Origin of the sequence: Acinetobacter sp. TY2, from assembly GCF_046269225.1 — a bacterium.
Classification (GTDB): Bacteria; Pseudomonadota; Gammaproteobacteria; order Pseudomonadales; family Moraxellaceae; genus Acinetobacter.
Window position 1 is genome coordinate 78,578 of record NZ_JBJZOR010000001.1, and the last position, 23,228, is coordinate 101,805.

Sequence of the window (23,228 nt, forward strand, 5' to 3'; positions counted from 1 at the left end):
TTTTCAGGAGAAAAATGATGAATCTGCTCATGTGCCCCGTATGTCGTGAAGCACTCAGTCTGACGGAAAGAACATGGCGCTGTGCGAATCATCATAGTTATGATGTGGCGAAGCAAGGCTATGTCAACTTGCATGTGGTACAGCATAAGCACAGTAAAAATCCGGGTGATACACCTGAATCGGTACAAGCTCGCCGTGCATTTTTAAGTGGTGGTTTCTATGCGCCACTACAGCATGCAGTGGTTGAAAAAATTCGTGAATTACACATTGCAAATTTGCTCGATATTGGTTGTGGTGAGGGCTATTACACCAGTGCAATGCAAAAAGAAACCTTACAATGTGTTGGTGTAGATATTGCCAAAAATGCGGTACAAGTTGCAGCAAAAATGAATCGAGATGTGACTTGGGTAGTTGGTACAGGGGCAACATTGCCTGTACTTGATCAAAGCATTAATTTATGTACGAGTTTATTTAGTCCAATTCCTGAAGATGAAATTTTACGTGTACTTAAGCCACAAGGTTATTTGATGGTGGTTACGCCTGCACCTGAACACTTGTATGCAATGCGTGAAGCGCTATTTAATGAAGTAAATGCTCATGATCCACATAAGTTTGTTGAGCAGTTAAAAGAAAATTTTGAATTGATTGAGCAACCGATGATCGAGTCAGAATTTACTTTAGATCAACAACAATTGAAAGACTTGATTGCAATGACACCATATGCCTATAAAGCAAAGCAAGATAAACGTCAGCAATTGGAGCAACAATCCGAAATGAAACTCAAAGCGAGTTTCCAAATGTATATTTTTCAGAAGAAATAAGTTGTTGATCCAGTCAAACAACAGATTCAATAGACATAAAAAATAGCCATCCGAAGATGGCTATTTTTTTTAGCATAATGCTTTGTAACTCACTGGAAGATGGTCACTGCACATTATTAATTAAATTTTCCATAGAATCGCTTTCTCGTTTTGCTGAAGTCGAACCTTGATTCATTGCAGGTGGCGCTGAGTTTTTAGGTTTAAGCGCTTGTTCTGATGAACGAGGCGCAGATGGAGCATCGGCATTGCCACTTTCTCCAGGTAAATCATCAAAGTCACTCGCACGATTACGTGTTGGTGCTACAGGTGCAGGACGATAAATAGGGCGAGCCAATGGTGGTGATGCGCGATAATCTTTTTTATCTTCATCATTCAGCATTATATCTTCTTCTGTACTACGTTGTTCGCGACTTAGAGGATCTTTTGCATCTTTGTCGAAACGTACCCAAGCAGAAGGTGTATCTTTAAGCGCTTTGCCCATAAAGTTTGTCCATACAGGTAGAGCAGCAATACCACCATATTCACGACGACCTAGAGTTGATGGTTGATCGAATCCAACCCATGCAATGGTCACGAGCTTGCCATTAAAGCCTGCAAACCAAGCATCTTTAGCATCGTTGGTTGTCCCTGTTTTACCACCAATATCATCACGACCAATTTTCAATGCGGCACGACCAGTACCATGTACGATCACATCACGTAAGATATTTGCCATATCAAATGCAGATTGTGATTTTAGAATACGTTGAGCTTGGCGGTACTTCCCTTGTTCCTCTTTGCTTAGAGGTTTACTTTCAGGTGTTGGAGCAGAAGCAGCACTCGCAAATACTTCGTCATCAGGCGAGGTTATTGAATCTTCGGCTTTTTCTACTTGAGGTTGAGTGACTTTTTCATTGATACACGGAATACATGCATAATCAGGTTTCGCTTCGTAAATGACTTTACCATACGCATCTTCGATACGGCTAATAAAGTGAGGTTGAACACGATAACCACCATTTGCAATCGTTGCGTAGCCAGTTGCCATTTGTACTGGAAGTACCTGAGGTGTACCAAGTGCAATCGTAAAGTTGCGAGGAATTTGATCATCTTGTAGACCAAAATCCATAAGTAGTTGGCGAGCGCGTTCTACACCAACGCTTTGTAATAGGCGAACAGACACAGTATTACGAGATAAATACAATGCACGACGTAGTGGAATCATCCCCAAATAGCGACCATCTGAGTTTCTCGGTGACCATTTTCCAATCCGAATCGGACTGTCATTTACCATACTATAAGGAGTCATGCCACGTTCAAGTGCTAAAGCATAAATGAATGGTTTAATGGTTGAGCCGGGTTGACGCCAACCTTGTAGCGCACGGTTAAATTTTGAATGATAAAAGTTATAACCACCAACAATTGCTTCAATTGAGCCATCGTTGGGATTAATTGCAATCAATTGTCCTTGGGCTTTTGGAATTTGAACCAATGACCAAGCCGTTTTTTCTTCGTTTGGACGCAAGCGGACAATATCTTTTACTTTAACAATTTGTGATGCATTACTTGGTGCTCCACCAACACTGTTGGCATTACGATATGGTCGGGCCCAAGACATACCAGACCAAGGAATAGTGACTTTAGAGCCATCTTGCATCAAAGCATCAAAACTATTGCTATTAACTTTGACAACTTGTGCAGGGTAAGTATTTGCAAATGGAATGAAGTCTTTTAATGGTTTGTCATGTGCCTCTGCACCACGCCAACCGTGACGGCGATCATAGTCTTCTAAACCTTTTTGTACTGATTCTTCGGCATAGGTTTGACGTTGGCTGTTAATGGTTGTGTAAACCTTATAGCCAGAGTCAACCGCTTGTTCGCCAAATTTTTCGACTAACTCTGAGCGAACCATTTCACCGACATAAGGAAATTTATTGGTGATGCCACGGTCAGGCATATTTAAACTAATAGGTTCAGCGACTGCTTTTTGATATTGCTCTTGTTTAAGATAACCGAGTTGCAACATACGTCCCAAAATCCAATTACGACGCTCTAAAGCTCGTTCAGGATTGGCAACAGGATTATATTTTGATGGGGCTTTGGGTAAACCCGCAATCATTGCCATTTGGGCAATGCTGAGCTGATCAAGATTTTTGTCATAATAAATTTTTGCAGCGGCTGCAATGCCATAAGCATTTTTACCTAAGAAAATTTTATTGACATATAAAGATAAAATATCTTCTTTACTTAGGTTTTGTTCTATTTTTCGAGCAAGGAAAACTTCAGTTAACTTACGTTTAAGCGTTCGCTCAGGCGATAAATAATAGTTTTTAGCTACCTGCATGGTGATGGTCGAGCCACCCGTTTGAACATTTGACCCCGTCACACTTTCACTAACAGCACGACCTAGACCTTTAAAGCTGATCCCACTGTGTTCAAAAAAAGACGAATCTTCAGCCGCCAAAAATGCATAAATGAATTCTGGTGGAATTTGTTTGTATTCAACAGGTACCGAAAGTTTGCCACCATACTCTGCAATTAGCTCATTATCGGAGGTATACACCTGTAATGGCTTCAATAAAGGAGCTTTTTTTAATGAGCTCATTTCAGGTAGTGAAGGGGCAATGTAAAGGTACATGCCGTAAAATCCCATTGGAATTGCAACTAATATACTAATAATCAGCAAAAAAAATGGGTGAATATGACCTAATCGAGATAGCTTTTTCATAACAAGTAAGTTTTAATAAGAGCTAATGGCAAACTAATTGACGGTCAGTATAGCTTTTCATTTGGCGGATTGTTAGATGAGATATTGTATCTGTTAAAAAATTAAGACCAGCTGTATTTTAGTTTGTATGTAGTTGGGGATAAAAAAATAATAGGAATTGTATCGTGCTTAGACTATATCGTAAGCCAAATAAGGGGTTAGCAGGGGTGGATATTAGTTCTACTTCTGTAAAGATATTGGAACTGTCTGTTAAAAACGGTCGTTATTGGGTTGAAAGTTATGGATTAAGTCCATTACAGGAAGGGAGTGTCGTTGAAAAAGGCATTCTCAATCCGGAATCTGTTGCAGATGCAATAGAGCGCGCGGTGAATATTGCAAATCCGCAATCACAGAATGTTGCGCTTGCTGTTCCTACATCAATGGTGATTAATAAAGTCATTGAGATGGATGCAGATATGAACGATGAAGAACGTGAAGTTCAGATTCGTATGGATGCAGAGCAGTATATTCCTTTTCCACTTGATGAAGTCAGTCTTGATTTTGAAGTGTTACCCGATCGTCTTGCAAACCCGAATCGGGTCAACGTGTTGCTTGTCGCAACACGCACAGAAAATATCGATACTCGACTCGAAGTGATCGAAATTGCAGGTTTGACACCAAAAATTGCTGATGTTGAAAGCTATGCACTTGAACGTGCATTTGATGTGTTTTCAGATACATTGCCTATTGGTGTAAATATGGTCGGTATTCTCGATATTGGTCATACCATGACGACATTGTCTGTCATGCAAAATGGGAAAATTATCTATACGCGTGAGCAAGTCTTTGGTGGTAAACAACTGACTCAAGATGTGCAGAACCGTTATGGCTTGTCATATGATGAAGCAGGGCGTGCGAAAAAAGATCGTACATTGCCTGATGACTATGAAACTGAAGTATTGAATCCATTTTTAGAAGCTGTAGTACAACAAGCAGCACGTTCATTACAATTCTTTTTCTCATCATCTCAATTTAACGAGATTGACCATATTTTGCTGGCAGGGGGGAATGCAAATATTCCTGGTTTATCCAAATTATTACAACAAAAACTAGGTTATCGAGTCACTGTTGCAAATCCATTTTTGCAGATGGGGTTCTCACCACAGATCGACCTGAAAAAAATAGAAAATGATGCGCCATCATTAATGGTTGCATGCGGTTTGGCATTGAGGAGTTTTGATTAATGGCAAAGATTAACTTACTCCCTTGGCGTGATGAGCTGAGAGAACAGCGTAAGAAACAATTTATTGCAATGTGCGTTGGGGTGGCAATTTTAGGTTTGGTTGCAGTGATGTTGGCTTGGTTGTATTTTGATCATAAACTCAATGATCAGGAACAAGCAAATCAGCTAATTACAAGCACCAATCAAACGCTTGATAGCCAATTAAAAACATTGGATGGTATGCAAGAACGTCGTAATGCCATTATTGAGCGCATGAAACTGATTCAAGGACTTGAAAGTCAGCGACCTGTCACAGTTCATTTAATTGATGAATTGGTACGTGTTGTGCCATCAAGTATGTATATTACAAAGTTCAATCGTACAGGTGATAAGTTTACGATCGAAGGGCGTGCAGAAAGTCCAAATACAGTAGCTGAATTACTTCGTGGTATGGAAGCATCACCATGGTTTAGAAATGCATTTATGAATTCATTCCTAGCAGCAGAAGAAAATAAAAATAAAGACACAAGTTCAATTGTTCCACGAGTTGAAGAAACTTATGGAAGTTTTGTTGTTACTGCTGATCTTGGTGAAGCTGGGACTCAAGCTGATGCAGATCAGGGTGCAAGTGCTGCGGTTGCAACAACAGCGAATGCGGGAGGTGCACAATGAGTCGTGATGAATTAAATGAAGTGTCTCTAGATAAAGATGGACCAAAAAAGAAAAAAATGACAGTTGAAAAATTCTTTCAACAATTTAATACACTTGATATGAATAATTTTGGTAGTTGGCCTTGGTCCGTCAAAATTACCTGTTGGATATTTTTATTCTTTGTTGTTTGCGCATTGGGGTATTTCTTGGCAATCAAATCGAAGTTAGAGTCGATTGATGGTGCGCGTAACCAAGAGCAAACTTTGCTGAATGAGTTTAAGGAAAAAGATTCTAAATTACGTAACTTACAGCAGCTTCAAACGCAGTTACAGCAAATGGAAGCCAATTTTACGCAACAATTGCAACAATTGCCGAAAGAAACTGAAATACCAGGATTAGTTGAAGATATTAACGTTGCTGGCGTGGGTTCAGGGCTTAAATTTAAAAATATTCGTCTTGAAAATGAAGTAAAACAAGAGTTCTTTATTGAACAGCCTATTTCAATTCAAGCAACAGGTGATTACCACTCATTTGGTAATTTTGTCAGCAGTATTGCAGCATTACCACGTATTGTGACTATGCACGACTTTACCGTGACGGCTGCGCCACCATCAGATAAAAAATCAGATATTCCATTGGTTGACTATACGTTGAATGCAAAGACATACCGTTATATTGGTACGGATGATAATGCAGGCTCTAGTCAAGCACCTGCGGTTCAGCCAGGAGGGCAACAATAATGAGAACAATTAAAATTGCCTGCGGTCTTGCGATAGGATTGATTTTATCAGGCTGTGATTCACGTATGGATGCAGTGACTCAAGCAATGGCAGATATTCGTAGCCAAGAGCCTTTACCGATTGAACCAGCACCAGTTTTTGAGCCGATTGCAAGTTTTAACTATAGTGCTCAACAATTGCGCAGTCCGGTTTTACCAAATTCACTTGCCAATGAATTGAAAATCATGTCAGGTAAGCGTGTTTATCCAAACTTCTCACGTCCACCACAACCCCTTGAAAGTTATGCGATTGAATCATTGAATATGAAGGGTAGCATGAAGGGTGTAACAGGTCAGATCATAGCATTGATTCAAACGCCAGATGGTGAAGTTGAACGTGTACAACGTGGTAGCTATATGGGGATGAATCAAGGACGTATTGTTGATATTACGCCAACACGTATTGATTTACTTGAAATTGTACCAGATGGCAGGGATGGTTATATCGAAAGACCGCGGAGTCTTGTACTTCTTGGGCCTGCAGATTGAGATTAGATTAAGGAATAAAAATGAAAAATAGTGTAAAAAATTTATTCGTTGGGGATGGCACATTTATGAATAGCAGTCTTCGTCAGTTTTCAATGGCGGCGGTATCAATGGCAATCATGCAAGTTGCATCTGCACAAATCACCATGACTAATGTTGTGCCAATGCAGGTTCCTGGTCAAGGGACGGAAATTCGTGTGATGTTTAATGGCTTGCCACCACAGCCACAAGCCTATGAATTGGAGAATCCATCTCGATTGGTTCTTGACTTTAACGATGCGAAACAAACTTTAAATCAAACGAATGTGCCTGTTGCGACCAATGAAGCAAGCTCTGTTGATGTCACTTCAGATGAGAAGCGCGCACGGTTAACGGTTAATTTAAATAATAAAAGTGCATTTACAACGCGTGTTGAAGGCAATACCTTTATTTTAAAAGTCAATAATTCAGCTCAAGTCGGTAGCAATACAGCCTTGCCTGAACTTGGACCAAGTGCTGTGTCACAACAACAGGGCATTGCTGATATTGGTTTTCAACGTGGCAAAGCTGGTGAGGGGCAGGTGGGCATTAGCTTATTAGGAGCAAATACACCTGTAGATGTCCAGCAACAAGGCAGTAAAGTCGTTGTTCGCTTGTTAGGAAATCGTATTCCTGCACATCTGATTCGCCGTATGAATGTCAATGATTTTGCAACGCCGGTATCTGTAATCGATGCTTATAATGATGGTGCAAATGGTGTCATTACTATTCAATCATCGGGTAGCTATGAGTACATGGCTTATCAGGCGGAAAATAAACTGACTGTGAGCTTAAAACGTCCTGAAGAGAAGAAAAGTCCGCAAAGCTTACAATCTCCAAATAACTATACAGGTAAAAAAATCTCTCTTGATTTCCAAGATATTGAAGTACGTCGAGTTCTACAGTTGCTTGCAGACTTTACGGGAATCAATATGGTTGCTGCAGATACGGTACAGGGCAATATTACTTTACGATTAAAAGATGTTCCTTGGGATCAAGCGCTTGATATTATTCTCAAAACGAAAAATTTAGATAAACGTCGTAATGGTAGCGTGATTTGGATTGCACCTGTTGCAGAATTAATTAAATCTGAGGATGAGGAAGCGAAAGCAATTGCACAAAGCATTAAACTTGCGCCAATTCAAACTGAGTATATTCAGTTGAGTTATGCAAAAGTTGCAGATGTATTGAAATTATTGCAGGATTCTCGTAATGGGAAAAATGCTGGCAATAATAATGGTAATAACAATGCAGACAATCTTGCGCTCGAAAGTTTATTAAGTTCTCGTGGTAGTGTCGTTGCAGATACACGAACCAACACTCTAATTATAAATGACACTTCACAAAATATTGATAAAGTCAGAAAAATGATTGATTTACTTGATGTATCTGTGAAGCAGGTCATGATTGAGGCAAGAATTGTGCGTGCAACGACAGACTTTACCAAGGAAATGGGAGTCAAGTGGGGCATTTTATCTCAAGGTATTACAAAAAATAATGATTTACTTGTTGGTGGTAGCGACACGACACTTTGGGACTTAAAAACACCTGATGATGATGGTAAATATACCATTACACGTCCAGATAATTTAAATGTGGATTTAGGTGTAACAGGTGCGGGTGCAAGTAAAATTGCATTTGGTCTGATTAGTTTGTCAGATTTCATGTTGGATCTTGAGTTATCGGCATTACAAGCCGATGGTTATGGTGAAGTCATTTCGACACCAAAAGTTTTGACTGCAGATAAGCAGAAAGCCAAAGTATCATCAGGTCAACAAATCCCATATCAAACAACCTCGACAGCAGGTGGTGCTGCAACAGCAACAACTGAGTTTAAAGACGCATTGTTGAGTTTAGATGTGACGCCAAGTATTACACCAGATGGTAAGGTGCAGATGGACTTGCTGATTACTAGTGACTCGCCAGCAGGAACAGCGCCGAATGGTGAAATCATTTTAAATAAAAATGAAATTACAACCAATGTACTTGTTGATAATGGTGAAACGGTGGTTTTAGGTGGAATTTTTGAACAGCAAAATTCGAAAACACAAACCAAAGTTCCATTCCTTGGGGATATTCCTTACGTAGGTCGTTTGTTCCGTAAAGATGCAAAAACAGAGAATAAGCGTGAGCTATTAATCTTTGTTACACCAAGAATTGTTAATGACAGTCAAACCAGAAATCATTAATATACTTTCAATGAAAGCAATTCAATAGGTGACTCCTTGCCAAGCAAAGAGTTTAACACCCTACCGAATATTTATTTGGTAGGGCCCATGGGAGCCGGGAAAACTACCGTTGGTCGTCATTTGGCAGATTTACTTGATCGTGATTTTCTAGACAGTGATCATGAAATTGAGCGTAAAACTGGGGCGACCATCCCGTGGATATTTGAAAAAGAGGGTGAACCTGGTTTTAGGTTCAGGGAAACAGCAGTCATTGATGAGCTGACATCGAAAAATAATTTGGTTGTTGCAACGGGTGGTGGTGCTGTAACGCAGCCTGAAAACCGCGAATATCTGCATCAACGCGGAATTGTTATTTATCTTTATACGCCTGTAGAGCTTCAATTACAGCGCACTTATCGTGATAAGAATAGACCATTATTGCAAGTCGAAAATCCTGAGCAAAAATTAAAAGACTTATTACAGCTTAGAGATCCATTTTATCGAGAAGTTGCGCATTATATTATTGAAACTAATCAGGGAGCAGCGCGTGATTTGGCGCAAAGTATTCTCCAACTGATTATTTCCAAAGAATTGACTGATACTCTTTAGTGGCTTACATCATGCAAACGTTATATGTTGAACTTGGCGAACGCCGTTATCCTATTTTTATTGGTAGTCATTTAGACCCACAACAGCTCCTTGGGCCATATATTCTTGGTAAACAAGTGATGATTGTGAGTAATACGACAGTTGAGCCATTATATTTATCACATTATGTATCTGCTATTGAGCAATTAGGTAAAACAGTTAAAACTTGTATTTTACCTGATGGTGAAAAATTCAAAGATATTGAGCATCTTAATTTAATTTTTGATGCTTTGCTTGAAGCGGGTTTTAACCGTGATTGTACCGTATTGGCTTTAGGTGGTGGTGTGATTGGTGATATGTCGGGCTTTGCATCGGCATGTTTTCAGCGTGGCGTATATTTTATTCAGGTGCCAACGACTTTGCTTTCTCAGGTCGATTCCAGTGTTGGTGGGAAAACAGGAATCAATCATCCTTTGGGTAAAAACATGATTGGTGCTTTTCAACAACCTCAAGTGGTTCTTGCTGATATGGCACAGTTAAGCACTTTGCCTGATCGTGAGCTTTCTGCAGGTCTGGCAGAAGTGATTAAATATGCATTATTAGGTGATATTGAATTTCTCGCTTGGCTTGAAGTGCATATGGATGCTTTGGTTGGGCGTGATGCAGATTTACTTGCTGAAGCAGTTTATCGTTCATGTGCTCATAAAGCTCGCATTGTTGCAAATGACGAAAAAGAACAAGGTGAACGTGCTTTACTCAATCTAGGTCATACCTTTGGTCATGCGATTGAATCTTATTTGGGCTATGGCGTATGGTTGCATGGCGAAGCTGTTGCAACTGGTATGGTAATGGCAGCAGATTTGTCACATCGTATGGGCTGGATCAGTCAAGCTGATTTGGAGCGTACAAAAAATATCATTCAACGTGCACATTTACCTGTAGCATGTCCGCAGATTCCGCTAGATGAATTCCTTGCATATATGGCACACGATAAAAAAGTGCTTGATGGTCAATTGCGCTTAGTTTTAATGAAGCAATTGGGGCGGGCAATTATTACGCGTGAGTTTGATGTAGAGCAGATGAAGCAAGCGATTCTTGCAAATCAACACTGAATAAATTAAGGCATTCACATGGCAACAAAGCGTATTCACTGGGAAAGTATTCGGCAATATATTTGGCTGATCAGTGGTTTAGCTTGTCTATTGACTGCCTTTATTTTTTGGGTTGTCACAGATACAGATCAGTTGGTTGAGATGGATCGTCCAATTGAAGATACTCAAGTGCAAATTCAGCCTGAAAAAGTGGCAGCGAGTATTCATTTGGGAAGTTTGCAAGATGAAGTCCGTCCGCTAGAAATGACGACACGTGTGGTTGTATCTGGTGATCATACCGTTGAATTTCGTGGCACGAAATTTATTCAAGACAATAAGAAAAATTTTAGTATTGAATTGTTTAAAGCCAATGAAGAAGATGTGATTTCAGGTTTTATTCGTAAACAGGCAGATAGAAAGAATCTTTTCTATTTTCGTTTAAGTGGTGACAATCAAGCTGAGCAATATGTTGCTAACTACGGTGTATTTAAAACTGAGGCTGAAGCCAATACACAACTACAACAATTACAATTGGGTTTACCTGCATCTGTAAAGCCTAAAGTGATTAAGTTGGGGCAGTATACAGATTTAGTGAATGACTTGGGTTTTGATGAAACACAAGGTGGCAATAAACTATATGAAGTGAAGTTGAAATCTGCACCTATTCCAATTATTGATGAGACACTGATTGTACGACCTAAACCAGTAACGCTACCATCAGGTTCAACAAGTGGCTCATCGACAACAACAGGTGTGCCAACGACAAAAACGACGATTACACGCAAAGATCAAAGTGGTAATGTGATTGGGGTAGAGCAGTCACATTCAGCGGTTGAACAGCCGAAACCCAAGCCAAAAGAACAATTACCTGTAGAGAAAAAAGTAGCCACACAAGAAATGAGTGATCCATTTAACTAAAAAGTTCTAAAATGGAGCGGTTAATTTTTTTTAAATATTTATTGCACGTAAATGGTGCATTTTATAGACTTAAAATAGAGCAACACTTAAAGTTATCATTAAAATAAAGTGTATTTTAGGGCTTGGGTGAGTTCTTATAATAATTGGCATATATTTTGCTTTATTGGTGCACTAATTGAGTTAATTGTCCCTGTTTTGGCGCGAAACGATCCAATTAGTGTGCGATTTTAATCCGCTATATCGCTTTAAAAAAGTGCAAAACCATTCGTAAAAGGTTTGTTACAAAAGCATAAGTAGCGGGTTATACAATGACGTTAAAATGACCGATGTCGGCTAAATTGAAATGTTCCATAAAAATCGCAAAGTTATAATTCGTTTGTTTTTTGCCCGATAGGGCCCATGTTGAAAAGAAGGGTACGCTATGCACATGCCATCGCCTAATTCTGTAGCTCCCGCTCAAGGTTTATATCAACCTGATGAGTTTAAAGATAACTGTGGTTTCGGTTTAATCGCCCATATGCAGGGTGATGCAAGCCATGACTTAGTCAAGACCGCGATTCATAGTTTAAGTTGTATGACCCACCGTGGTGGTATTGCCGCAGATGGCAAAACTGGTGATGGTTGTGGTTTACTTTTGGCAATGCCAAAGCAATTTTTCCGTGAAGAAGCAAAACGCTTAAGTGACATTACACTGAGTGAAGTATTTGCCGTCGGTAGTGTATTTTTAAGTCTTGACCCTGCAATTGCAGCGTATGCAAAACAAGTATTAACCAAAGAAATTGAAGATGAAGGTTGCCGTGTGATTGCATGGCGTGTGATTCCGACCAATGTTGATATTTTAGGTCGTATAGCTTTACAGTCTATGCCTGCATTTGAACAGATTATTGTTAACTGCCCAATGGGTGTAACTGAAGTTGAGTTTAACCGTAAATTGTTTATGGCACGTCGTCGTGCTGAACAAAAGTTAAGTCAAGATTCATCATTTTATGTCACGACTTTATGTTCAACTGTAATTAGCTATAAGGGTTTGATGTTGCCTGAAGCGATTGCAGACTTCTATACAGATTTAGCTGATCCACGTTTAGAATCACATATTGTGGTATTTCATCAACGTTTCTCGACTAACACATTGCCACGTTGGCCATTGGCTCAGCCATTTCGTTATTTGGCGCACAATGGTGAAATTAATACGATTACAGCGAACCGTAATTGGGCTGTTGCACGTACACCAAAATTTGAAAATCCATTATTACCAGGTCTTACCGATTTAGATCCAATCGTTAACCGTACAGGTTCGGATTCTTCAAGCATGGATAATATGCTTGAAATCTTAGTCGGTGGCGGTATGGACTTGTTCCGTGCGCTACGCATGTTAATTCCACCTGCTTGGCAGAACGTTGAAACGCTTGATGCAGATTTACGTGCATTCTATGAGTTTAACTCTAAACATATGGAAGCATGGGATGGTCCTGCAGGTTTAGTGATTCAAGATGGTCGTCATGCCATTTGTATGCTTGACCGTAATGGCTTACGTCCTGCACGTTGGGTGATTACCAAAAATGGTTACATCACACTTGCATCGGAAATTGGTGTATGGGGTTATAAGCCTGAAGACGTGATTTCGAAAGGTCGTGTAGGTCCAGGTCAAATTCTCGTGATCGATACCCATACAGGAAAAATGCTCGACACCAAAGATGTCAGCAATCACCTGAAAAAAATGCGCCCATATCGTCAATGGTTACGTGAAAATTCTGTGCGTATCCAAGGTAGCCCTGAGTTAGAAGAATATTTATGTGAACAAGGCTTAAAAGGTGATGACCTTAAGGCCGCACAAAAAATGTTCTTGGTAACTTTTGAAGAGCGTGATCAATTGCTTCGCCCAATCGCTGAAAGCGGTCAGGAGGCTGTTGGTTCAATGGGTGATGATACGCCAATGGCAGTATTGTCTCGCCAAGTACGTCATGTGAGTGATTATTTCCGTCAACAATTTGCCCAAGTGACAAACCCACCAATCGATCCATTGCGTGAATCTATCGTAATGTCATTGGAAACGTGTTTTGGTCGGGAGCAAAATGTTTTTGAACAAGGTCCTGAACATGCGGATCGTTTAATTGTTTCAAGTCCTGTACTTTCAAACTCTAAAATGCACCAAATTCGTACATTGGGTCGTAAAGGTTATGAAATTGCCGATATCGATTTGAACTATGCGGAAACTGAAGGTCTTGAAGCTGCAATTGCACGTATTTGTGAAGAAGCGGCACAAGCGATTCGTGATGGCAAAACATTGTTGGTCATTTCAGATCGTAAAATTCGTCAAGGTTATTTACCTGCAAACTCAGCAATGGTCACAGGTGCAATTCATCATCATTTAATGAAGGTCGGTTTGCGTACCGATGCCAATATTGTCGTTGAGACTGCACTTGCACGAGATGCGCATCAATTTGCAGTGATCTTAGGTTTTGGTGCAACTGCAATTTATCCATATCTTGCGTATGACGTGATCAATGATTTGATTGCTAAAGGTGAGTTGTTGGGTGATCCAATTCATGCACAAGCGAACTTCCGTAAAGGGATTGAAAAAGGCTTATTGAAAGTTCTCTCTAAAATGGGGATTTCAACGGTTGCATCGTATCGTGGCGGTCAGTTGTTTGAAGCTGTCGGTTTGTCTGATGAAGTGGTTGCAAAATGCTTTACAGGCGTACCAAGCCGTATTAAAGGTGCGACATTTACAGACCTTGAAAACGATTTGAAAAAATTGGCAGATTTGGCGTGGAAAGCACGTAAGCCAATTGAGCAAGGTGGTTTACTAAAATTTGTATTCGACAAGGAATACCACGCATTCAACCCTGATGTGATCAATGCATTACATAAATCTGTGCGTTCAGGTAATTATGCGGACTTTAAAGAATACGCAGAGCTTGTCAATACACGTCCGATTGCTACGATTCGTGATTTATTGAAACTAAAAACTGAAAATTCCATTCCTTTAGAAGCAGTTGAAGCGGTTTCAGAAATTTTGCCACGTTTTGACTCTGCAGGTATGTCATTAGGTGCATTGTCACCCGAAGCGCATGAAGCCATTGCCATTGCCATGAACACCATTGGTGGTCGTTCAAACTCTGGTGAGGGTGGTGAAGATCCAGCACGTTACGGCACAATTCGTAACTCGAAAATCAAACAAATTGCATCGGGTCGCTTTGGTGTAACGCCTGCTTACTTAAGATCTGCAGAAGTTTTACAGATTAAAGTGGCACAAGGTGCAAAACCAGGTGAAGGTGGTCAGTTACCGGGTGGTAAAGTGAATGGCTTAATTGCACGTTTACGTTACTCAGTACCAGGTGTGACCTTGATTTCACCTCCACCACACCATGATATTTACTCAATCGAAGATTTATCACAATTGATCTTTGACTTGAAGCAGGTCAATCCTGATGCAATGGTTTCTGTAAAATTAGTTTCAGAGCCAGGCGTAGGTACAATTGCGGCTGGTGTTGCGAAAGCCTATGCCGACTTCATTACCATTTCAGGTTATGACGGTGGTACAGCTGCTTCACCATTGTCTTCAATTCACCATGCAGGTTCACCTTGGGAATTGGGTCTTGCAGAAGCGCACCAAGCGCTTCGTGTGAATGATTTACGTGGCAAAGTTCGTGTACAAACCGATGGTGGTTTAAAAACAGGTTTGGATGTGGTTAAAGCTGCGATTTTGGGTGCTGAAAGCTTCGGTTTCGGTTCGACACCAATGATTGCTTTAGGTTGTAAATACTTGCGTATTTGCCATTTAAATAACTGTGCGACAGGTGTTGCGACTCAACAAGATCATTTACGTCAAGAACACTATATCGGTGAACCTGAAATGCTGATCAATTTCTTCCACTTCATTGCAGAAGAAACACGTGAATGGTTAGCAGCATTGGGTGTTGCATCATTGAAAGACTTGATTGGTCGTACTGATCTGCTTGAAATGTTACCGGGTGAAACTGAAAAACATGCACATCTCGATTTAAGTGCATTGTTAACATCACATCCATCTGCGGAAGGTAAAGCACAATATTGCGAAGTTCAAGGTAATGCACCATTTGATAAAGGTGTATTGGCTGAGAAAATGATTGCAGAGATGCTTCCTGCAATTGACGCTGGTACTGGCGGTGAATATCACTTCACAACCGTAAACTGTGACCGTTCAATTGGCGCACGTATTTCAGGTGAAATTGCCAAACGCTATGGTAACTTGAGCATGGAAGCACATCCTGTAAAAATGAATCTGAAAGGTACAGCAGGACAGTCTTTAGGTGTTTGGAATGCTGGTGGTTTGCATATCAGTCTTGAAGGCGATGCGAATGACTATGTAGGTAAAGGTATGGCGGGTGGTCGTGTGTCGATTTTCCCACCAAAAGGTTCACCATTCCAAACACAAGAAACAGCAATCATTGGTAATACTTGTCTTTACGGTGCAACAGGCGGTAAATTATTTGCAGCAGGTACGGCAGGCGAGCGTTTCGCAGTACGTAACTCAGGTGCATTTGCGGTGATTGAAGGTGCAGGTGACCATTGTTGTGAATACATGACAGGCGGTATTGTGACTGTACTCGGTAAAGTTGGACATAACTTCGGTGCAGGTATGACGGGTGGTTTTGCTTATGTACTTGACTTAGATAATGACTTCGTAGATTACTATAATCACGAATTGATTGAATTGAACCGTATTTCAACAGAGCCGATGGAAGAACATCAAGAGTTCTTACTTCGTATTTTAGATGAACATATTGCAGAAACAGGTAGTGCTTGGGCGTATAAGATCCGCAATGAGTTTGATTTCTATAGTCGTAAATTCTGGCTCGTGAAACCAAAAGCAGCTAATTTACAAACGCTTTTGAAAACAACTCAAGCCGATCCACAATAATTCCACTACTCATATTTTAGGTAGGTGTGGGTAACTTTGCAGATATACACAGGTATATGAAGTTATCCATATCCAACCCACGGAGAGAGACATGGCTGAACGCCTGAATAATGACTTTCAATTTTTGGATGTAGCACGCCAAGATCCAGAAAAAAAAGATATTGATGTCCGCAAAGCAGAGTTTGTGGAAATTTATAAGCCTTTTACAGCAGAAGTGGCGGCAAATCAGACCCACCGTTGTTTAGGTTGTGGTAATCCTTACTGTGAATGGAAATGTCCAGTACATAACTACATTCCAAATTGGTTAAAGTTGATTGCGGAAGGTCGTATTTTCCAAGCAGCGGAACTGTGCCATCAAACTAATACTTTGCCTGAAGTGTGTGGTCGTGTATGTCCACAAGACCGTTTATGTGAAGGTGCTTGTACCCTAAATGATGGTTTTGGCGCCGTTACCATTGGTAATGCTGAAAAATATATTAATGATACAGCCTTTGCTTTAGGTTGGCGTCCAGATATGTCCAATGTGAAATGGACAGACAAAAAAGTGGCGATCATTGGTGCAGGTCCTGCAGGTTTAGGTTGTGCAGATATTCTTGTGCGTAATGGTGTGAAGCCTGTTGTATTTGATAAACGCCCTGAAATCGGTGGCTTGCTGACTTTTGGTATTCCTGAATTCAAAATGGAAAAAGACGTAATGAAACGTCGCCGTGAAATTTTCACAGGTATGGGCGTTGAATTCCGTTTGAATGTTGAAATTGGTACAGATATCACCATTGACCAACTTCTTGCAGATTATGATGCTGTGTTCATGGGTATGGGAACATATACCTACATGAAAGGTGGTTTTGCAGGTGAGGATCTTGATGGCGTAGTAGATGCGCTTGATTTCCTCATTGCGAATGTTAACCGTACGCAAGGTTGGGAAAAAGATCCATCGGAATATATTAGTGTTGAAGGTAAAAAGGTGATCGTTCTTGGCGGTGGTGATACTGCAATGGACTGTAACCGTACTTCAATCCGTCAGGGTGCTGAGTCTGTAACATGTGCTTATCGCCGTGATGAAGAGAATATGCCTGGTTCACGTCGTGAAGTGAAGAATGCACGTGAAGAAGGCGTTGAATTTCAATTTAATCGTCAACCAATTGAAATTGTCGGTGAAAATGGCAAAGTGACAGGCGTTAAGTTTGTGACAACTCAATTGAGTCAACCTGATATTCGTGGTCGCCGTAGTCCTGAGCCAATTCCTGGATCTGAAGAAATTTTACCTGCAGATTCAGTCTTATTGGCATTTGGTTTCCGTACAAGTCCTGCTGATTGGTTTGCAGATGTAAATATTGGTTTAGATGGTTCAGGGCGCGTACTTGCAGCTGAAAAACAACAGTATAAATTCCAAACATCAAACCCGAAAATTTTTGCGGGTGGTGATATGGTTCGTGGTTCTGACCTTGTTGTCACAGCAATTTGGGAAGGTCGTGAAGCAGCAGAAGGTATTCTAGATTACCTGGATGTATAAGATGGATTGAGCACGTTAAAAATTTAGAGACCCATTTTCAACGCCTACATTTTATGTAGGCGTTTTTTATAGGAATAAATGTAAATGATTGACATAATAAGATGTTAATAATTGTGTTTTATTTTGATATATATAGTTGATTTTTAATGTTAAAAATTAATAACTATATTTTTGGTTTTTATGTCTTATTTGACCTTTCTGCCAGATTGGTATTTTTAGTCAATTGATGGTTTTTTTAGCAATATACAAATTTATGTTTTCTGCCAATATGGATTAATTCAGACAAAAGTAGGATTATTCTTATGTCAACAGTTATAGCGGCGGAAGAAAAAAAAACATATTTAAATCGTCCTAAGGCTATTGGTATTAAAGTCCGTAAACCGAGTTTTAACCCCAAAGCCATTCGTAGACATTTTTTTGCAAACTCACCTGTGATGTCACATTTGTTGACAGCACTGTCATCGACTTTCCCTATCGGTGAGCAGTTTTTTGTACATAGCGTACGAAATGTACGTGACAAGATTACTGATGAAAAACTACAAGCACAAATTGCCGCATTTATTGGTCAAGAGGCGATGCATTCTAAAGCACATGCTGAATTTAATGATGCATGGCGCAGAGATGACTATAACTTAGATAGTTTTCAGGCATGGCTCGGGCGCCGTGATGCACTTATTAAAAGTGTGCCACCAAAGTATCAATTGGCAGTGACAGCCGCTTTTGAACATTTTACGGCACTTCTTGGTGGTTATATTTTACGTCATCCTGAGGTACTGAGTACTTTAGATGATGATGCGATCAAACTTTGGGTTTGGCATGCGATTGAAGAAATTGAGCATCGTGCGGTTGCTTTTGATGTCTATCAAACCCTGTATAAAGATGACAAAGTCCGTCGTTCTGTCATGCGTAATGTGACGACAGGTTTTGCAAGTTTAACTTTTTATTCTGCGACACGTTTATTTATGCAGGATTGGAAGAAGAGCGTACCTAAAGTACCTCAAAATCTTTACGGCATTTATATGCTGTCAAAAATGATGATCTCTTTAATCCCTGAGTACCTATCTTATTATAAAGAAGGTTTTCACCCTGATGAAATTGATTACAGTAAAATTGTGGAATATTGGAAGACAAAACTTGCCGATGAGTATGGCATGGAAAGTTTTCAAGAGGATGTCCATGCCCCAATTTTTAGTTGATATTGTTACTTTTTCAAATAAGAACAAAACAAATCATTAAAATTGGCTTTGTGATTTTATTAAGTTCAGAAATTTTACGGTTAACGTGCATGAATACTCTCTAGAGTATCGACCATTGTTCGAGTCATTTGATCAATTTCATAGTTAAGTTTGTCACCTGCTTTTACAGATTTAAATGTTGTTAAGCGTAAAGTTTCAGGAATTAAATCGACTGAAATTTCATGGCTTTCTCTGTCAACTCGATTTACTGTTAGGCTACACCCTTGTAAGCCAATAAAACCTTTTTTGAAGAAGTATTTAATATTGCCATCTGGAATAATAATATCGAGATGTAAGGTTTCACCGTTATGTACGGCATTTTTGATGGTTGCCATTCCTTCGATATGACCAAATAAGTTATGTCCGCCATTTTCCATACCCGCTTTGATTGAACGCTCAATATTGACGGCATTTCCAATTTGTAAAAATTGTAAGGTTGTTAAAGTATTTGAGATTTGAGCAACATCGAATGATACTTGATTGAGTTTTTGATCAAATCCTGTTGCAGTGAGACATACACCTTCTATTGCAACACTTGCGCCAATAAAAACATCACTGAAAAAGTTATTTTTATTTGAAATAAAAAGTGTTGTAAAGTGATTGCCTTGCTGAATGTCATTCACTTTTTCTAAGCCTTGCACAATACCTGTATACATTTTTTTCTCAGAAATTTGCTGATGGATAATTCACTTATACTTTCAGTTGAGGGTGAAGTACAAGCGAATCTCATTATAAAAACAATGATCTTGGGTGTTGTTAGGGCTATATTTTTAAAGGTGATCATCTTTAAAATGTTTAATGGTCTTTTGACGTTGCCATGGCAATGCTCGTTCTAGTGTTTCTGGTACATCGCCTGAAGTTGAACGTAAGCGTAAATGAATTGCGGCTTGTGCAATTAAGTTTGCAGATACAGGTGCGGTAATAAAAGCGAGTAGGGTGATGAGTAATTCTGCAAAGCCGAAACGGCTGTTATAAGCCGAATAAATCATTCCTGCAATGAGAAAACTCCCTAATCCCAATGTACTAGCTTTAGTCGGTGCATGTAGACGCATGAATAAATCGGGAAGTTTAACCATACCTATGCCACCAACCAAGGTGAAAAATGAACCTGTAATTAGAAAAAATGAAACGATAATTTCCATAGCAAGTTGCATAAAGTTCTCCATTTATTCCTGATTAGTCAACGACATGACCAGTAGTGAAATAACGTGCTAACGCTGCGGTTGATACAAAACCAAGCATGGCTACCAATAAAGCACCTTCAAACATATTGGTACTTGTCCAATAAATTCCGAGAATAATCACCAAGCAGGTTGCATTTAAAAATAGGGTGTCGAGTGCAAGCAAGCGATCCACGATTGAAGGTCCCATCACAAGTCGAATCAGGCAGAGAAGCATCGAAATCGTGATCATACTGATGCAAATACCAAGTACATAAGGTAGAAATATCATAATTGTTCTTCTCCTTCCTTGACGTTAAAAATTTCAATCAATGGAAGTTCATAGCGTAGTTTAATGGCTTCAATTTCAGCATCAATATCATCACAACTAAGCGCATGAACTAAAATATCGCCACGTTCTTGATCAATACCCGCACTTACTGTTCCTGGTGTGGTCGTAATGATCATTGCAAGAAGTGCATTAACATGCTCATGATCGGTGTCTAAAGGCACACGGAACCATTTTGGGTGTAAGTTTTTTTTTGGACCAAGCACTTGTTTTGCAACACGAATATTGGACAAAATGATGTCCCAAAGTACGACAAAAACTAAATGAATGGCAGGTTTCCAGTGAATATTAGGCGTACGAACAATAAATGGTTGTACAATTTTAGGAATAATTAAGCCGAGCATTATTGCCATAAAAATATCAAAGGCTTCAAAGCTATGTCCAAGCATTAACCAAGATAGACCAACCAGTACCGATACAAATGGATGAGGAATGACGCGATCAATGAAAGAAAGTTTTTGTTTCATTTACTGCTCCATCGGCTTAAGTTGAGGTTGATCATGATCTTTGCGTTGTTCGGCTTGTTGTTGCTGAATCTGCTGCTGTTTATATTCTGAAATATGTTCACCATTCAGCGTATTTTTTGAAATACTGTATGGAATATAGTGAGCATTTGGATCAGCAACTTCACCACCGTCTTTAGTTTCTGGAATATATTTTGGATCAAAAGGTTGAACACTAATGATCTTTTGATGTTCATCAGATTTCAAAATAAGTTGTTGATAGTGGCCCGCTTTCGTAATTTGCTGTGCAGTCTGTTCAGTATATTTTAAAATTGGTGCTGCACAAGCGACATATAAAATTAAGCCACTGAGCAGTAGATAGATAGTCCAATCATTACGAACGGGCGCTTGATTTGGCAAATTTTGATAATCGGCATAGGCTTGTTCTGCTGGATTATTTTCTGGTGAAGTTGCTCGCCAAAATAAGACAAAGCCAACCCGAGTAAAAGCAAGAATACTGAGTAAACTTACCAAGAGTACAATACCAATAACCCAACCTTGATAAGCAAAATTTGCAGTTGCTTGTAAAATGAGAACTTTACCTAAGAAGCCGCTGAATGGCGGAAGTCCTGCCATCATTAAAGCAATAAGGAAGAAGCTTGCAGCAATAATCTTGTCTTGCTTCATTTTAGGAGCAATTTTGAGATGATCTTTGAGTACACCACGTTGTGAGGTAATCCATCCACAGAGCAAATAAAATGATGCTGCAATGATTGTGCTATGTACGAGATAATAGAGACCTGCACTCCATGCGGCTTCATTCATCATTGAGAATGCAACGAGAATCGTTCCAATAGAGGATAAAATCATAAAGCCGACAAAACGACGTAAACGATCGACACCTATCGCTCCAATCACACCATAGAGTGAAGTGATTAAACCAATAATCAACAAGGTATGACTTAAAATACTTTGCCCGAGCTCATCATTAAATACCGTACCATTGACACGTAAGATGGCATAAATACCAACTTTGGTCATAATGGTAAAGAGAGCAGCCACAGGTGTTGCTGCCACCGCATAGGTTTTTGGCAACCAAAAGCCGACAGGAAGCATTGCAGCTTTAATGCCGAATACGACAAAGAGCAATAAGCCACCTGCTGTAGCAAGGCGATGTTGATCATTGGGTAGGGTTGGCAATATACGTCCAACATCTGCCATATTGAGGCTGCCGACACTGCCATAGATCATGCCTAAGCCAATGAGGAATAGTGCAGATGCAAGTAGGTTGATGGTGACGTAGTGAATACCCAATTGAAAGCGTGCTTTGCCTTGCCCATGAAGGAGCAAAACATAAGATGCCATTAATAAAACTTCAAAGAAGACAAAGAGGTTAAATAAATCACCTGTGAGGAATGCACCACACAGTCCCATTAATAAGAAATGGGACATTGCATGGAAATAACGTCCACGTTCATCCCACTCTTTACTTGCAAACCAAAGGATGGGTAGTGCAAGGCTGTAGGTCAGTACAAGCATTAAAGCAGAGAGTTGATCTAGAACTAGAATAATTCCGAAAGGCGCAGTCCATTCACTTAGTTCGTAAATAAAGATTTGCCCTGAGCTTGCTTGTATTAGATAGCTGATTGCTGTTGCAAGTCCCAAAATTGCTGAGATTAAACTGATTCCACGACGCCAAGGTTGTCGCCAATCTTGTGCTAAAGTTCCTGAACCTGGATTGCCAAGTAGAACTAAGGCAAAGGCTGTAAATGCAGGAATGAGAATACTCAAAATAGGGGTATGAGTGTGCCAAAAATCAATCAACATATTCATTAAGGCTCATCCTCACGCGGATCAAAAGTATTCGGCTCCTCTTTAGAGTCAACATGATCTGTACCTGACTCATAACGGCTACGCAGTGCCAATTGAACAATGAATGCAGTAGTTGCAAAGCCAATTACAATTGCAGTTAACACAAGTGCTTGAGGTAAAGGATCTGTCACTTTTTCAGTTTCAACTAAAATTGCAGGTGCATTTTCTTGTAAGCGACCCATCGCAAAAAGAAATAAATTGACTGCATAGCCAATCATCGCAAGTCCTAAAACTACAGGGAAGGTACGAGCACGCAATACAAGATAAACACCTGTTGTCACAAGTAAACCAATTGCGGAAGCGAGTAAAAATTCTAAACTAATCAT

Annotated in this window: 19 protein-coding genes; 12 read left to right on the forward strand and 7 right to left on the reverse strand. The window is 39.8% G+C overall.

All coding sequences use genetic code 11. The annotated features are described in order from the left end of the window. Positions 1-17 precede the first annotated feature (17 nt). Positions 18-821: a putative RNA methyltransferase gene (locus ACK1JC_RS00420; RefSeq protein ID WP_409509881.1), complete on the forward strand. Its 804-nt coding sequence runs from the start codon at positions 18-20 to the stop codon at positions 819-821. Positions 822-924: 103 nt separating this feature from the next. Here the strand turns inward: ACK1JC_RS00420 and ponA are convergent, their stop codons facing one another. Further along, on the reverse strand, positions 925-3,528 hold the full coding sequence (ponA, locus tag ACK1JC_RS00425) for a penicillin-binding protein PBP1a (protein ID WP_409509882.1): 2,604 nt from the start codon (positions 3,526-3,528) through the stop codon (positions 925-927). A 164-nt stretch (positions 3,529-3,692) separates the two neighbouring features. Between ponA and ACK1JC_RS00430 the strand changes: the two genes are divergently transcribed. The 11 genes from ACK1JC_RS00430 (at position 3,693) to ACK1JC_RS00480 (ending at position 19,039) form a co-directional block, all read left to right on the forward strand. Then, a complete protein-coding gene (locus tag ACK1JC_RS00430) occupies positions 3,693-4,751 on the forward strand; it encodes a pilus assembly protein PilM (RefSeq protein ID WP_409509883.1) in 1,059 nt (352 codons plus the stop codon). Beyond that, the gene (locus tag ACK1JC_RS00435) at positions 4,751-5,401 is read left to right on the forward strand and encodes a PilN domain-containing protein (RefSeq protein ID WP_409509884.1); all 651 of its coding nucleotides are present in this window, start codon (positions 4,751-4,753) and stop codon (positions 5,399-5,401) included. The genes ACK1JC_RS00430 and ACK1JC_RS00435 overlap by 1 nt, the downstream gene beginning before the upstream one ends. Next, positions 5,398-6,120 (forward strand): type 4a pilus biogenesis protein PilO, encoded by a 723-nt coding sequence (locus ACK1JC_RS00440; protein WP_409509885.1) that lies wholly within the window; start codon positions 5,398-5,400, stop codon positions 6,118-6,120. The genes ACK1JC_RS00435 and ACK1JC_RS00440 overlap by 4 nt, the downstream gene beginning before the upstream one ends. Beyond that, positions 6,120-6,647, forward strand: a complete 528-nt coding sequence (locus ACK1JC_RS00445) for a pilus assembly protein PilP (RefSeq protein WP_409509886.1) — start codon at positions 6,120-6,122, stop codon at positions 6,645-6,647. The genes ACK1JC_RS00440 and ACK1JC_RS00445 overlap by 1 nt, the downstream gene beginning before the upstream one ends. A 20-nt stretch (positions 6,648-6,667) precedes the next feature. Further along, entirely contained in the window at positions 6,668-8,851 is a 2,184-nt protein-coding gene (gene pilQ, locus ACK1JC_RS00450) for a type IV pilus secretin PilQ (RefSeq protein ID WP_409509887.1), read from the forward strand. A 36-nt stretch (positions 8,852-8,887) separates the two neighbouring features. Continuing rightward, positions 8,888-9,439 carry a shikimate kinase AroK gene (gene aroK, locus ACK1JC_RS00455; RefSeq protein ID WP_409509888.1) on the forward strand — a complete coding sequence of 184 codons (552 nt, stop codon included), beginning with the start codon at positions 8,888-8,890 and terminating at the stop codon, positions 9,437-9,439. 11 nt (positions 9,440-9,450) lie between these two features. Further along, a complete protein-coding gene (gene aroB, locus ACK1JC_RS00460) occupies positions 9,451-10,530 on the forward strand; it encodes a 3-dehydroquinate synthase (RefSeq protein WP_409509889.1) in 1,080 nt (359 codons plus the stop codon). An 18-nt stretch (positions 10,531-10,548) separates the two neighbouring features. Further along, a complete protein-coding gene (locus tag ACK1JC_RS00465) occupies positions 10,549-11,427 on the forward strand; it encodes a hypothetical protein (RefSeq protein WP_409509890.1) in 879 nt (292 codons plus the stop codon). 427 nt (positions 11,428-11,854) lie between these two features. After that, the gene (gltB, locus tag ACK1JC_RS00470; protein ID WP_409509891.1) at positions 11,855-16,330 is read left to right on the forward strand and encodes a glutamate synthase large subunit; all 4,476 of its coding nucleotides are present in this window, start codon (positions 11,855-11,857) and stop codon (positions 16,328-16,330) included. Positions 16,331-16,421: 91 nt separating this feature from the next. Then, on the forward strand, positions 16,422-17,843 hold the full coding sequence (locus ACK1JC_RS00475; protein ID WP_409509892.1) for an FAD-dependent oxidoreductase: 1,422 nt from the start codon (positions 16,422-16,424) through the stop codon (positions 17,841-17,843). A gap of 302 nt (positions 17,844-18,145) precedes the next feature. Further along, a complete protein-coding gene (locus ACK1JC_RS00480; protein ID WP_409509893.1) occupies positions 18,146-19,039 on the forward strand; it encodes a metal-dependent hydrolase in 894 nt (297 codons plus the stop codon). An 80-nt stretch (positions 19,040-19,119) separates the two neighbouring features. Here the strand turns inward: ACK1JC_RS00480 and ACK1JC_RS00485 are convergent, their stop codons facing one another. The 6 genes from ACK1JC_RS00485 to ACK1JC_RS00510 all read right to left on the reverse strand — a co-directional run bounded on the left by ACK1JC_RS00485 (position 19,120) and on the right by ACK1JC_RS00510 (position 23,228). Further along, positions 19,120-19,734, reverse strand: coding sequence for a riboflavin synthase subunit alpha (locus ACK1JC_RS00485; RefSeq protein WP_409509894.1), 615 nt, complete (start codon positions 19,732-19,734; stop codon positions 19,120-19,122). 114 nt (positions 19,735-19,848) lie between these two features. After that, complete coding sequence (locus tag ACK1JC_RS00490) at positions 19,849-20,232, reverse strand: Na+/H+ antiporter subunit G (protein WP_409509895.1); 384 nt, start codon at positions 20,230-20,232, stop codon at positions 19,849-19,851. 22 nt (positions 20,233-20,254) lie between these two features. Then, positions 20,255-20,530, reverse strand: coding sequence for a monovalent cation/H+ antiporter subunit F (locus tag ACK1JC_RS00495; protein WP_409509896.1), 276 nt, complete (start codon positions 20,528-20,530; stop codon positions 20,255-20,257). Beyond that, positions 20,527-21,054, reverse strand: coding sequence for a Na+/H+ antiporter subunit E (locus ACK1JC_RS00500; RefSeq protein ID WP_409509897.1), 528 nt, complete (start codon positions 21,052-21,054; stop codon positions 20,527-20,529). The genes ACK1JC_RS00495 and ACK1JC_RS00500 overlap by 4 nt, the downstream gene beginning before the upstream one ends. Next, positions 21,055-22,863: a monovalent cation/H+ antiporter subunit D gene (locus tag ACK1JC_RS00505; RefSeq protein ID WP_409509898.1), complete on the reverse strand. Its 1,809-nt coding sequence runs from the start codon at positions 22,861-22,863 to the stop codon at positions 21,055-21,057. Beyond that, positions 22,863-23,228 carry a Na+/H+ antiporter subunit C gene (locus ACK1JC_RS00510; protein WP_409509899.1) on the reverse strand — a complete coding sequence of 122 codons (366 nt, stop codon included), beginning with the start codon at positions 23,226-23,228 and terminating at the stop codon, positions 22,863-22,865. The genes ACK1JC_RS00505 and ACK1JC_RS00510 overlap by 1 nt, the downstream gene beginning before the upstream one ends.

Excerpts from the sequence above, each read along its gene's own strand:
- ACK1JC_RS00420 (WP_409509881.1), top strand. The coding sequence starts at position 18 with ATGAATCTGCTCATGTGCCCCGTATGTCGTGAAGCACTCAGTCTGACG.
- ponA (WP_409509882.1), bottom strand. The coding sequence starts at position 3,528 with ATGAAAAAGCTATCTCGATTAGGTCATATTCACCCATTTTTTTTGCTG.
- ACK1JC_RS00435 (WP_409509884.1), top strand. The coding sequence starts at position 4,751 with ATGGCAAAGATTAACTTACTCCCTTGGCGTGATGAGCTGAGAGAACAG.
- ACK1JC_RS00440 (WP_409509885.1), top strand. The coding sequence starts at position 5,398 with ATGAGTCGTGATGAATTAAATGAAGTGTCTCTAGATAAAGATGGACCA.
- ACK1JC_RS00445 (WP_409509886.1), top strand. The coding sequence starts at position 6,120 with ATGAGAACAATTAAAATTGCCTGCGGTCTTGCGATAGGATTGATTTTA.
- pilQ (WP_409509887.1), top strand. The coding sequence starts at position 6,668 with ATGAAAAATAGTGTAAAAAATTTATTCGTTGGGGATGGCACATTTATG.
- aroB (WP_409509889.1), top strand. The coding sequence starts at position 9,451 with ATGCAAACGTTATATGTTGAACTTGGCGAACGCCGTTATCCTATTTTT.
- ACK1JC_RS00465 (WP_409509890.1), top strand. The coding sequence starts at position 10,549 with ATGGCAACAAAGCGTATTCACTGGGAAAGTATTCGGCAATATATTTGG.
- gltB (WP_409509891.1), top strand. The coding sequence starts at position 11,855 with ATGCCATCGCCTAATTCTGTAGCTCCCGCTCAAGGTTTATATCAACCT.
- ACK1JC_RS00475 (WP_409509892.1), top strand. The coding sequence starts at position 16,422 with ATGGCTGAACGCCTGAATAATGACTTTCAATTTTTGGATGTAGCACGC.
- ACK1JC_RS00480 (WP_409509893.1), top strand. The coding sequence starts at position 18,146 with ATGTCAACAGTTATAGCGGCGGAAGAAAAAAAAACATATTTAAATCGT.
- ACK1JC_RS00485 (WP_409509894.1), bottom strand. The coding sequence starts at position 19,734 with ATGTATACAGGTATTGTGCAAGGCTTAGAAAAAGTGAATGACATTCAG.
- ACK1JC_RS00490 (WP_409509895.1), bottom strand. The coding sequence starts at position 20,232 with ATGCAACTTGCTATGGAAATTATCGTTTCATTTTTTCTAATTACAGGT.
- ACK1JC_RS00495 (WP_409509896.1), bottom strand. The coding sequence starts at position 20,530 with ATGATATTTCTACCTTATGTACTTGGTATTTGCATCAGTATGATCACG.
- ACK1JC_RS00500 (WP_409509897.1), bottom strand. The coding sequence starts at position 21,054 with ATGAAACAAAAACTTTCTTTCATTGATCGCGTCATTCCTCATCCATTT.
- ACK1JC_RS00505 (WP_409509898.1), bottom strand. The coding sequence starts at position 22,863 with ATGAATATGTTGATTGATTTTTGGCACACTCATACCCCTATTTTGAGT.
- ACK1JC_RS00510 (WP_409509899.1), bottom strand. The coding sequence starts at position 23,228 with ATGATTAGTTTAGAATTTTTACTCGCTTCCGCAATTGGTTTACTTGTG.